12 protein-coding genes are annotated in these 11,779 nt (G+C 47.2%); 5 read left to right on the plus strand and 7 right to left on the minus strand.

Features of this window, described 5'->3' with window-relative positions; translation table 11 throughout:
- Nucleotides 1–206 precede the first annotated feature (206 nt).
- The gene (locus tag NC994_RS19555; RefSeq protein WP_190434794.1) at nt 207–752 is read left to right on the plus strand and encodes an adenylate kinase; all 546 of its coding nucleotides are present in this window, start codon (nt 207–209) and stop codon (nt 750–752) included.
- A 111-nt stretch (nt 753–863) separates the two neighbouring features.
- Complete coding sequence (locus NC994_RS19560) at nt 864–1,064, plus strand: hypothetical protein (RefSeq protein WP_190434797.1); 201 nt, start codon at nt 864–866, stop codon at nt 1,062–1,064.
- 165 nt (nt 1,065–1,229) lie between these two features.
- Here the strand turns inward: NC994_RS19560 and NC994_RS19565 are convergent, their stop codons facing one another.
- The 4 genes from NC994_RS19565 to NC994_RS19580 all read right to left on the minus strand — a co-directional run bounded on the left by NC994_RS19565 (nt 1,230) and on the right by NC994_RS19580 (nt 4,005).
- Nucleotides 1,230–1,769, minus strand: a complete 540-nt coding sequence (locus NC994_RS19565) for a hypothetical protein (RefSeq protein ID WP_190434800.1) — start codon at nt 1,767–1,769, stop codon at nt 1,230–1,232.
- 247 nt (nt 1,770–2,016) lie between these two features.
- Entirely contained in the window at nt 2,017–2,727 is a 711-nt protein-coding gene (locus tag NC994_RS19570) for a pentapeptide repeat-containing protein (RefSeq protein WP_190434909.1), read from the minus strand.
- A gap of 184 nt (nt 2,728–2,911) precedes the next feature.
- The gene (locus tag NC994_RS19575) at nt 2,912–3,100 is read right to left on the minus strand and encodes a hypothetical protein (protein WP_190416070.1); all 189 of its coding nucleotides are present in this window, start codon (nt 3,098–3,100) and stop codon (nt 2,912–2,914) included.
- A 254-nt stretch (nt 3,101–3,354) separates the two neighbouring features.
- On the minus strand, nt 3,355–4,005 hold the full coding sequence (locus NC994_RS19580; RefSeq protein ID WP_242031267.1) for a CAP domain-containing protein: 651 nt from the start codon (nt 4,003–4,005) through the stop codon (nt 3,355–3,357).
- Between the two features lie 252 nt (nt 4,006–4,257).
- Between NC994_RS19580 and NC994_RS19585 the strand changes: the two genes are divergently transcribed.
- The 3 genes from NC994_RS19585 to NC994_RS19595 all read left to right on the plus strand — a co-directional run bounded on the left by NC994_RS19585 (nt 4,258) and on the right by NC994_RS19595 (nt 7,889).
- Entirely contained in the window at nt 4,258–7,011 is a 2,754-nt protein-coding gene (locus NC994_RS19585) for a cation-transporting P-type ATPase (RefSeq protein ID WP_190434803.1), read from the plus strand.
- Nucleotides 7,012–7,187: 176 nt separating this feature from the next.
- A complete protein-coding gene (locus tag NC994_RS19590) occupies nt 7,188–7,418 on the plus strand; it encodes a hypothetical protein (RefSeq protein ID WP_190416072.1) in 231 nt (76 codons plus the stop codon).
- A 168-nt stretch (nt 7,419–7,586) separates the two neighbouring features.
- Nucleotides 7,587–7,889 carry an RNA-binding protein gene (locus tag NC994_RS19595; protein WP_190416073.1) on the plus strand — a complete coding sequence of 101 codons (303 nt, stop codon included), beginning with the start codon at nt 7,587–7,589 and terminating at the stop codon, nt 7,887–7,889.
- Between the two features lie 103 nt (nt 7,890–7,992).
- Here NC994_RS19595 and NC994_RS19600 read toward each other — a convergent pair whose 3' ends face one another.
- The 3 genes from NC994_RS19600 to NC994_RS19610 all read right to left on the minus strand — a co-directional run bounded on the left by NC994_RS19600 (nt 7,993) and on the right by NC994_RS19610 (nt 11,762).
- Nucleotides 7,993–8,418: a hypothetical protein gene (locus NC994_RS19600; protein ID WP_190434806.1), complete on the minus strand. Its 426-nt coding sequence runs from the start codon at nt 8,416–8,418 to the stop codon at nt 7,993–7,995.
- 556 nt (nt 8,419–8,974) lie between these two features.
- Complete coding sequence (locus NC994_RS19605; protein ID WP_190434810.1) at nt 8,975–10,189, minus strand: DUF790 family protein; 1,215 nt, start codon at nt 10,187–10,189, stop codon at nt 8,975–8,977.
- A gap of 31 nt (nt 10,190–10,220) precedes the next feature.
- The gene (locus NC994_RS19610) at nt 10,221–11,762 is read right to left on the minus strand and encodes a DEAD/DEAH box helicase family protein (protein WP_190434814.1); all 1,542 of its coding nucleotides are present in this window, start codon (nt 11,760–11,762) and stop codon (nt 10,221–10,223) included.
- Between the last annotated feature and the right edge of the window lie 17 nt (nt 11,763–11,779).

Below are 11,779 nucleotides of genomic sequence, written 5' to 3' on the forward strand. Positions count from 1 at the left end.
CGTCAGCTAGTAATGGACTACTACCAATCTTCATCCTCATAACGGCTTGCGCTTCACAGGCGGCAAGTAAAATATAATTCAGCATAAGTATATACCGACCGTCCGGTGCAAGCGTTTTTTTAGGTATTCAAAGGACTGGAATTGCTCGGTTTCATCACTCAATCTAGTCTACGAGGTGACAGAAAAGGACTAAAAGGAGAATGGCGATGAAAAAAGTAGCAGTATTTGGCAATGCTGGAGGCGGTAAATCAACTCTAAGCAAGAGACTATCCGAAATCACGGGTTTGCCACTTCACGTCTTGGACAAGATTCAATATCAAGCGGGGGGCACGCCAGTTCCCCATGAAGTCTATAAGCACGCCCATCAGCAAATTTTAGTTACTGACCGATGGATTATTGACGGTTTTGGTTGCAAGGAAACCGTCTGGCTGCGACTTGATGAAGCGGATACTTTGGTTTTTGTGGATCTACCAATCTATGTGCATTTTTGGTGGGTAACTAAACGAATGATCGCAGGTTTTTTTAAACCCCCAGAAGGCTGGCCCGAAAAAAGTCCAATATTAAAGAGTTCGCTGAATAGCTACCGCGTGCTTTGGTTATGTTACAAATATTTGACCCCCAAATATCGTGGGTATATCGAGCAGGCGCAAAATACTAAAAGGGTTTATCACATCAGATATACCGAACAAATTTCGCAATTTTATGAATTGATTGAAAATGAAACCATCTTGGAAGATGGTACACCAGCTTAAGCCTTATTAGACTGAAAGCTTCTGCCTAATACTCTCGCATCAGATTGATAGATTGCTGCATTCCTGGTATCAGACCAAATCAGATGAATCGGTAGAAATATTCCGGGTCGGATGCTAGTTCAGGGAGATAGACAGAAACTTCCTCGCAACCTAGCTTCGCTCCGCTTGGTTGGCTTCTTGCACATCTCAATCCAAGTGGTTGAAAGCACCAAACAAATTACCGTTCCATCTTGCGATCGCAGTCATCACCTGCGAATTAACTTTTCAAACCAGTTGATGCTGAAGCTCTGCGAGGAACGGTTTGGGAATTGAGAGGCTATCACCTTTACTCCACAGAGCGCTCATTCCTTGGTTAGCAATGAGCTACTACCAATATTCGTCATCATAACGGCTAAGATGAACGGCGGTAAACAACTTCTACATTCCCCGCCAAGCTTTTTCGTTCTGCCCACTCTATCGTATTGTTAGCCCTCTTCGCTAATAACCAAACAGGAATAGCCCTCGAACATTTGTGTAGTTTTCTTCAAGATCGAAGAACGGCCTAAGCCTTCGATTAACAGTCTCAAACTCGCGTCGAACTGTTGCAGATTCCTTCTGACGAAGTTCTTGTGGTACGAGTAAGAATAGATAATGAGCATGTTCGCAGATATGGCATTTCCAAAAGTCGAGAATATCCATATTATTCATGGTTGTCTTGCCCCGTTCAACTTCTAGCAAAATGCCTGTGTTAAGTGTTTCACCTAAGGATAAGTAGTAGTCAGGCCGTAAACCTGCGGTTAAATAATTATTGAATAATCCTCGTGCCTCACTACGAAAGCCAAGCTTTTTAGTAGCGAACTCATTAAAGGTACTTTGTACCTTAGCACTACTTGCACCTGGTTGGTTGGCATTTTCTATTGCTTGTTGTACCTCATTCAAATTAAGATACATCAACAACTTTTCTGCAATTTCTACCACGTGCTGCTGTTCTTTGGCCGCCACGGTTTTTTGTACATGTTGCTTGAGTACGACTGACATGAACTACTCCAATGATGGACGCTGAACAAAACATATATAGAAGTTAGGTTTTTAACACACAAGGCAGGTAAGGTTAAAGGGCACTAGCAGAAATGGCTAACTATAGCCCCTGCAAACCAGGCTACAAAACGAAGAATATGGAACGACTTAAACCAAAGCTATGCCATAAAGTTCTATGAACACTTGTGAAATAACCAGTCTAGCCATTAACTTCACTGCTCTCTCCGCGTGAGGGGTTAGTAACCCCTCACTGTACCGATCCATCGGGCATGATTGCTCCCTGCAACTCTGCATCCGTCAGCACAGCGCCTGTCAAATCAGCATCTCTCAAATTTGCCTTGTGTAAAATTGCTCCTGTGAGATCGGCATAACTCAAGTCAGCTCCTCGCAAGTTGGCTGCGCTCAAATCGGTTGATTTCATTCCTTGTTGTGGCGTTCGATTTAAATGAGCGCGGCAAAGCTTTGCACCATTTAGATTTGCCCTATATAAAACAGCTCCACTTAAATTGGCGTAGCATAGGTCTGCATCGCTTAAAATCGCATGACTCAGATCCGTCGCTTGGTCGGACGTAGGACGCAAATTGGCGTCAAACAAATTGGCACGAAATAATCTGGCGCGGACTAAATTCGCACCTCCTAAGGTTGCTTTACTCAAGTTCGCTCGCTCCAGATTGGCGTAACTCAGCTCGGCACCACTCAAGTCTGCCTCTCGTAGAATGGCTCGCTCCAAATCAGCTTCGCTCAAATCAGTTCCGCACAAGAGCGCTTCGCTGAGGTCTGCCTCCCGGAAGCTGGCTCGGCTAAAGTCCGTTTTACCCAATCGCGCTTGCCGTAAATCTGCCTGATTGAAGTTCACACCATGAAAGTGAGCATTCTGCAAATCAACCTCTCGCAGGTTGACCCTTTGAAAGCTTCGTTTGCCTTCGGCATACCGATTCAGGATCTCTTCAATAGTCATCTCTGTTGCCTTTAAGTGTTGCAACTGTAGGGGGTTCTCTTGAAAAGAGGTTCGCTCAGCCATCACCGTTCAAGCTAGGTATTATTCCCCAGTCTCATTATAGAAACGCAGTTTGAGGAACTTGTCAGGAAATGCGATCGCTAAAAGAGATCCCGCCACAGGCAGGTACGCACCCGATTCGATCTCAACACGTTCCGGTTAACTCCGCCATCACCTCAGCGACAGACATAATTCGGTCTGCGCGTCCGGCGTATGCTCCGAAAAAGATTAAGCCGTTCTCTATATCTCTATCCGCTGCCTTGGCGAGTGCCTGAATGATGCAATAGGTTTTTCGGCTAACCCGACACAGGCAGCTTTCTAAACACTTAGCCATGCATTGTCGTTCTAAATCTGGGAATGCAGCGGCAGCGATGCCTCTTCTAATTGATGGATGGCAGCCAATGCTGATGGTGTAAGAAATGTCATCGGATAGTCACCAAAACGTCACATTCGCTGACTAGGCTGATAGTAAGAACTGCAAAGTTCTACTCCTCACACCATAAAATACAGCCCTCTCGTTCAACAGCAAGAGGGCTTTTTCTTTAATGACAGCAGTTCCAGATCGTCGTCAAGCAATTGTCATCACAATTACTTGAATAAATCTTTGGGTGAAAATTGCGATCGCAAGAATAACTGCGTAATGTAACAAGTGTTTCCTTGCCGCCAAACTCCGATACCCGTCTCGGCGTATTCGGCTTGCAAAATATTTGCACGATGTCCGGGACTATTCATCCATCCCTCAACAGCTAACGGTACGGGTTGGGGAGCATTCACACTTTTAAACAAATTCTCCCCAACCATCCAGTAGGAGATTCCCCCCGCACGAACCCGTTTAGTCAAAGTGCTGCCATCTGGACTATCGTGGCTGAAGAAGTTCTCACGAGCCATCTTCTGACTGTAATTGCGAGCAACCCGTGCTAATTTTTCGTTGTTTTGAAGTGGATTTAAGCCATTCTTTTGGCGGACTTCATTGATCCGCTGACGGACAGAAGCTTCCATCTGGGCACTGGTGGGGGATTGAGCGGCGCTGTTAGGCAATTTCGGCGCTTCGGGTACATCCTGTCCAGGCAATTGCCGCAATAACTCTGCGGCAGGTTCGCACCCTACCAATCCTAGAGCCATCGGTATCCAGAATATCCAAGCTATCCTTGGTCGTCGCTGACGCCTGATGGTTGCCTTTAAATTTTGCGCGGGTATGCTTCTGCTGGTTGCTGTTTTAGTTTGTTGAATTTGAATCAATCGAAAAATCCTTTTGTGATTCATCGCTGCTGGCATCAGCCATCATGTTGAGCTAGTATTCTCAGCTTAGCGAGAACCGAGATGGCTGTGCTGGACGACAATCGGCACATTCGACTTTGTTTGCGATCGCTGTCACTTTCTAGTCACATTTGTTACTAACACTAAAGAAAACAGAATCTATGCAAGAAACTCATACTTTTTGGTTTTTTGTCTGCAACAGATAGACTTCTTGCCTCTAGAGGAGCCAACAAAATGACAGCAACAGCGAAAGAGAAATCAGTGGGAAATCAGTGGCATCATCTACCTGTGGGAGAAGTTGCTCAGAATTTAGACAGCAACATAGAAACAGGTTTGACATCTGCTGAAGTAACAAAGCGACAGGAACGTTTTGGAGCGAACGAACTCAAGGGTAAAGCCGGAAAAAGTCCCTTAGTGCGATTTCTCCAGCAATTTAATCAACCGCTCCTGTATATTTTGTTAATTGCTGGTGCAGTCAAGGCATTTCTAGGGGAATGGGTGAATGCGTGGGTAATTTGGGGCGTGACGCTAATTAACGCCATTATCGGATTTGTCCAAGAATCAAAAGCCGAAAGCGCGATCGCTGCCTTAGCTTCTTCTGTCCAAACAGATGCAAATGTACTGCGCGAGGGTCAAAAAGTACAAGTTCCTTCGACTGAGTTAGTACCGGGCGATCTCGTACTCCTCACTTCTGGAGACAAAGTACCTGCCGATTTGCGACTGGTGAAGGTGCGTAACTTGCAAGTGAACGAATCTGCACTCACCGGCGAGTCGGTTGCAGTACAAAAAGAGGCGGAAACAGAAGCCCCGCTTTTGCACCTAGACGCACCCTTGGCGGAGCGAACCAATATGGCTTATGCTGGCAGCTTCGTGACATTTGGTACTGCCAGGGGCGTTGTCGTCGCAATTGGGGAAGCGACTGAAACCGGGCGAATCTCCCAGTTAATGGATCGGGGAAGCAGCCTGACAACCCCCTTAACTCGCAAATTTGACAAATTCAGTCGAAAGTTGCTGTACGTCATTCTAGGAGTCGCCGCGCTGACGTTTGCAGTGGGATGGGGGTACGGCAATTCCTGGGTAAAAATGTTTGAAGCTGCCGTAGCCTTAGCAGTGAGTGCGATTCCCGAAGGATTACCCGCCGTTGTGACGGTGACGTTGGCGATTGGCGTTTCCCGCATGGCTCGTCGTCATGCTATTGTCCGCAAGTTGCCAGCCGTTGAAACTCTGGGTGGTGCCACAGTCATTTGTTCTGACAAAACCGGCACCTTGACTGAAAACCAGATGACGGTACAAGCCATTTATGCCGGAGGTCAGCACTATACAGCCAGCGGTAGCGGCTACAATCCGGCAGGGGAAATCCTGTTAGAAGAAAAGCCGATTAACCTGAACAATTTCCCCGTTCTTCTAGAGTGTTTAAAAGCCGGATTGTTATGCAATGACTCCCATCTAGAAGTCAAGGACGAGCAATGGGTTGTGATTGGCGATCCGACAGAGGGAGCTTTAATTGCTGTTGCCAATAAAGTGGGATTAAAGCAGTCAAACTTAGAGCGAGAAATGCCTAGGTTGGATGTTATTCCGTTTGAGTCTGAATTTCAGTACATGGCAGCGTTGCATGAAGGTAAAAGCGATGGGGACGGGCGGGGAAACCCCGGTACGACGATTTACGTGAAGGGTTCGGTAGAGGCAATTCTCCAGCGCTGTCAGCAGATGCTAGATGCTGATGGGAGTTTGATCCCTGTGGATGGACAAACGGTGCATCGGGAAGTCGATGCAATGGCAGAACAGGGGCTACGGGTGTTGGCGTTGGCGAAGAAGCCCGTGTCAGCCGAGCAACAATCAGTAGATCATGGTGATATTGCAAAGAATCTGATTTTCATCGGATTGCAGGGGATGATCGATCCGCCGCGAAAAGAAGCGATCGCTGCCGTGCAAGCCTGTCAGGAAGCGGGGATTCAAGTCAAAATGATTACGGGCGATCATGCTGTCACCGCCGCAGCGATCGCTTCTCGCATGGAATTGAAAAGGCATGGGGAAGTTCTGGCCTTTACCGGGCAAGAACTTGCTCAAATGAATGAACAAGAACTGGCAACAGCGGTAGAAGATGGAGTCGTGTTTGCCCGTGTTGCACCGGAACAGAAACTCCGTCTTGTCGAAGCTTTACAACTTAAAGGCGAAGTTGTCGCGATGACGGGGGATGGGGTGAACGATGCGCCTGCACTCAAGCAAGCAGATATTGGGATTGCAATGGGAGGTGCGGGTACTGAGGTGGCAAAAGAAGCCGCCGATATGATTTTGACCGATGATAACTTTGCCTCGATAGAAGCGGCTGTTGAGGAAGGTCGTACCGTTTACCGAAATCTCCTGAAAGCGATCGCCTTCATTCTCCCCGTTAATGGTGGCGAATCGATGACGATTTTGATTAGCGTGTTACTCGCTAGAGAATTGCCCATCTTATCTTTACAAGTTCTCTGGCTCAATATGGTTAATTCTATTGCCATGACCGTCCCCTTAGCCTTTGAGCCTAAATCTCAGCAGGTGATGCAACAGCCTCCACGCAACCCGAATGAACCCTTGCTTTCTGGCAGTCTGTTAAAGCGGATCTTAGTAATTTCTGCTTTTAACTGGATTGTAATTTTTGGCGTATTTGAATGGATGAAACAAACAACCGGGAATATTGATTTAGCCCGCACAATGGCAATCCAGGCTTTAGTGGTCGGGAGAATCTTTTATCTTTTAAGCATTAGCCACTTTGGAAATGCTGTCATCGCCAAAATTCGTGGCATCGGACGCATTCGCAATTCCCCAGCCCTGGCAATTGGGATTGCCTGCACTTTGCTTTTGCAAGTAATCTTCAGTCAGTGGAGCCTAATGAATGGCTTATTCTCCACAACACCACTGAACTTAAATCAATGGCTCATTTGCCTGTTGGTGGGGTTGCCAATGATTGCAGTAGCCGCCTTCGTCAATCGCTTTGATCCACAACACTAATCCCATTTTAGATTTTGAGTTGTAGAAGGCTTGCGGTTATCGCATCTGTTGTCAGTAGCTATCCGATTCTGGCTGCAAGGCTGAAGACATGGCTTGTTGTTTAAGCGCGTAGACCCGTCCAAATTCTGTGCTTCTGGTTGCTGATTCCAAACAACCCAAACTTACTTACAGTTTCTATGCAGCTTAACGTCTTCTTGAAGATACATTTTGTCAGCACTCAGCGCTTTGGATTTCACTGGAAAATAGGGCTGTCAGGATGGAGTCTCCTCGCCCATGCGGGTACTGACTCTTTTGATGCGATCGCGCACCGTTATCCTCGGTTAAGTGGAGAGAAGGGGAGAGAACTGCCGATCCAAGTATGCGAGCGCCTCTTGCCCCTACATCATCCTCAATATTGCGTTTTGTAATACTTTTATGGCTCTTTTCCAGATCAAATCCTAAAATGCTATCATCGCAAATGAGAGTTGATTCGGTTGCAAGGTTTTGTTTTTATTGACTGGCTTTTTCGTCTTGGTCTTAACAGACTCCTCTCCGAAATCTAAATCTCCACGTTCCTATGATTTTGGAGTCGATCTATGTCTATTTATGTAGGTAATTTGTCTTACGACGTTACCGAAGCCGATTTAACCGGCGTTTTTGCAGAATATGGTTCTGTAAAGCGGGTTCAGCTACCCACTGACCGCGAAACAGGTCGTCCGCGCGGCTTTGGTTTTGTGGAAATGTCTACCGAGGCTGAAGAAACAGCTGCCATTGAAGCCCTGGATGGTGCTGAATGGATGGGTCGTGACATGAAAGTGAATAAAGCCAAGCCCCGCGAAGACAGAAGTTCGTCCGATGGTGGCGGTCGCAGAAACAACAGTTTCTCTCGTCGCTACTAAAACATAAAGAAGAAGCCCCCATTTCTGGGGGCTTTTTTATTGGTCGCTGGAGTGCGATCGCGCTCCCTTCGCGCCCCCTTCGCACTCCAGACAGGTGGAGAGTTTAAGGTCTGGGGGGATTACCACACTGCGGGCTAGGATTATTTAAACATAGCCAAATTCCTGGCATGAGGTCGGTGTTGTTGTTGTTCATAGTACTTGTGGTTGAAGGACTAGCTGCGGGGCTAGCTTCAGGACTGGCTTCAGGACTAGCTTCAGGACTGGCTTCAGGGCTAGCTTCGGGACTGGCTTCAGGACTGGCTTCGGGACTATCTTCGGGACTATCTTCGGGGCTGGCTGGCGCATCTTGAGCTAATAACTCTTGGCTACTCACAGTTAAATCAGCTTGCTCGGAGCCACTACCAGCATTGGAGTGATTATTAGGACTATTAATTAGTGCAGTAGCTGGAAAACTCAGCAAAATTCCAGCACTCACAACCAACATCATGCCAATTCGCGTTTTAATTTGAGTTTTAAGATCTTTATTCATCGGTATCTACTTGGTTTCTCCTAAAATCGGGATGCACTTGATTAAAACTCATTCCTCTGTAATCGTCTTCCTACTTCCGATAGAAGTAGAAGTAAAGTATACTCAATGCTTAAGTAGTGGGCACTCCTTAATAAGATTTGACGAGAGCTAAACCACCAAAATTAGTATTTGTTGTTTTTTTTGCTGCTAAAGTTAAGCTAAAATTATTATTTTTCAACGAGCAGTATTGGGGCAGTCCCTACGGTAAAAAAATTCTTTTTCGAGAGTTGGTATCGCGGTTTTCGCTAAGTGTGCGCTCCACATTGAACCTCAAACCCCACTCGGCTTTCGGAGAGAAGCCGGAGGGAGTTTAAACTATACTGCATCCAAACGAAAATTGCTATATAGTTTTCTATGCAAGTAGGGAATCAGAAAGTTACGTAGAAGCGAGAAAATATTTAAAAGTAGATTAACTGGATTTCGGTAGCGTTGATAACAAATTGCCAAAACAAATTGCCAAAGTGAGCTGTCATGATGAGCATAGCGACGAAGGCACTCTTGTGAAAGCGAGTAGAGATTAATCCATTGCCGCTAGCACCGCCTTGGGTGCTAATTTATCTTTAAACCAAACAATTCTTGCCGGTACATCGTTCAATTTAACACCGGCTTTCTCCAAATTTAGCCGCTCAGAAATCGCTAAAATTAAGTTCTCGCATTCAGCGCGACGCACCTGAGAAAACTTCTTTTGCAAGTATTCGGGACGCCAGTAGCCGACAATTTCGAGTAAGAACGTGCGACCATCGGGATGCACGAGGCGAAAGTCAGGAATCATGACACTGCCTGGAATGGGGATAAGGTCAACTTCTCTTTCTAATACCCATTCACTTTTCAGCGCGTCCCAGCGGTCGGCAAAAGACGCCTCTAACATACTGTCATAAGGCTTGCCAGGTGGATAGTGGGACACTAAACCACATTCAGAATTCAGCGTAAAGCGTCCGGTTTTCCAGTTGCCAGTGAAGGCATCGCGGTTTTGCAGCGTGGCGCTGAGACTCCATTTAGTGACGTGGAGTAAAGCTGGGAGGAGTTTAGCGATCGCTAACCCATAGCGCGTACTCGGCTTAAATAAACTGGTAGGGCCATCCACTGTTATCGTGAAGCCATGATCCGCATCGCCTTCAATATATGCCATCAATTGAAATAATTTGAGATAGCGGAATAACAGCTTATATTCGCCCGGAACGTTGCGGTGAGCATTCAGAGTAATTTGACTCGCCCGATAGAAGACACCCTGCACCTGGGATAAATTGTAGCGGTGCAACAAATTTTCGGGAGTCGGAGTGTCAAACTGGGTGAGGATGCGATTTTCGGCTAAATCTGCGTAAAGTCCCATGCGGATTTGACTTGCCAGCACTTCTCGATCGAGTTCCTGGCTGAGTTTGTCCGCTAATAAGCTTAGTGTCTGCGCCGAGGCTTGAGGGCTGGGAACAGATTGAGCCGCCAGCGCAAAGACTCGTTCCCGCAATTCTTGCGGTTCTAAGGGACTAACGATTTCAAACGTACACAAACTGCTTTTGAGAATGTGGGCAAGCCCCCGCTTCAGGCGATAATCTGGGCTATCTCCTTCTAATTCCAGCAACTGGCGATCGAGTTCTCCCTGCGTACAACCAAGCGCTTCCTGAAAACAGGTAATCAGATCGGATGCAATCTCTAGATGCTTATCATCTATATTTAAGCGCTTCGGGACTATTGTTTCGCCATTTTGACGATGGATTAAAAGGTCGGTAGGTAACATTTGGATTTAGATAATTGCTAATTGCTAATTGCTAATCGCTAATGGGTGGTTCATCCTCCTCTCCCCATTTTGCCGGTGACTCCGCTGCTCGCTTAGCGACATTAGAATTTACCCCATAAATCGGTTTCGACGGCAAAATCTCCAATTGTTTACCTTTCTTCTCCTCTCTTTCTTCGCGTTCTCTGCGCCTTGGCGGTTCGTTTTTCTTATCTCCCCGCCGCCGCTGGGACGTACCTTCCTCACTCGTATTTTCCGCCACCACCTCATAGAGAATGGCACGTTTATTTTTATCCTGACTTTTTCGCAAAACCCGTCCCATCCGCTGAATAAACTCACGCTGGGAACCCGTGCCCGATAAGATAATTGCCACACTAGCGGCGGGGACATCCACCCCTTCATTCAGGACGTGGGAAGCGATCAGAGTTTTGTATTCTCCCTCCCGAAACCGAGTTAATATCTCGTGGCGTTCCTTCACCGGCGTTTGATGGGTAATCGCTGGGATTAAGAAATCTTGGGAAATGCGATAAACGGTCGCGTTATCAGCCGTAAAAATCAGAATTCGTTCTGGGTGATGTTCGGCAATCAAATTGGCGAGAATTCGCAGTTTGCCGTCTGTACCCAAGGCGATATCTTTCGCTTCCCGATGGGCTAGCATCGCCCGACGTCCTGCTGGCGAACCGGCACTTCTCATCACAAACTGCTGCCAGCCTTGTATGCTGCCGAGAGAAATATTGGACTCTCGCAAAAAGTTGTTGCGGAGTTGAATTAACTCGTTGTAGCGATCGCGCTCTAGTTGCGATAACTTGACTTTAATCTGGACGATCTCATGCTCAGCGAGTGCCGAACCCGAAAGTTCCTCTGCCGTTTTGCGGTAAACTTCGGAACCAATGAGAAGATTTAGATCGGCGTGTTTGCCGTCAGAACGCTCTGGAGTGGCACTCAGTCCCAGTCGGTAGGGCGCGATCGCATATTCGGCAATCACCCGATTAAAATCAGTCGGTAAGTGGTGACACTCATCAAACACGAGCATGGCATAGCGATTGCCCAAGTTTTCGGCATGAATTGCCGCACTGTCGTAAGTGGCAACCAGAATTGCTGTTCTATCCCGCGAACCCCCTCCCAGCAACCCCACCTCTGCATCCGGAAAAGCCGCCGTCAAGTGAGCATACCACTGGTGCATCAAATCCAGTGTCGGCACCACAATCAACGTACTGCGCGGCGTCGCCTGCATCGCCAATTGAGCCAGATACGTCTTCCCAGCCGCTGTAGGCAGCACCACCACTCCCTGACGTCCCGCTTGCTTCCAAGCCATTAGCGCCTCGGTTTGATGCGGGTAGGGTTCCATTTCCATGCTGGCGACGAGTTCCAGCGCTTGAAAACCCTTCGCCTCATCGATAAAATTTGTTTCTTCCGCTTGTAGTGCTTCTACCAGTTGACGATAGTGCATCGCCGGAATGCGGAACTTTTCCACGCGATCGTCCCAAGTCGCATATTCCACCCAAGCTTTGCCCCTAGGAGGCGGATGCAATATTAAAGTGCCACGATCAAAAGATAAAGTAGGGCTACGAGCCATTATTTTTTTAAATTCTT

Source organism: Trichocoleus sp. AS-A1 (genome assembly GCF_039962015.1).
In the GTDB taxonomy this organism is placed as follows: Bacteria; Cyanobacteriota; Cyanobacteriia; order Cyanobacteriales; family FACHB-T130; genus FACHB-T130.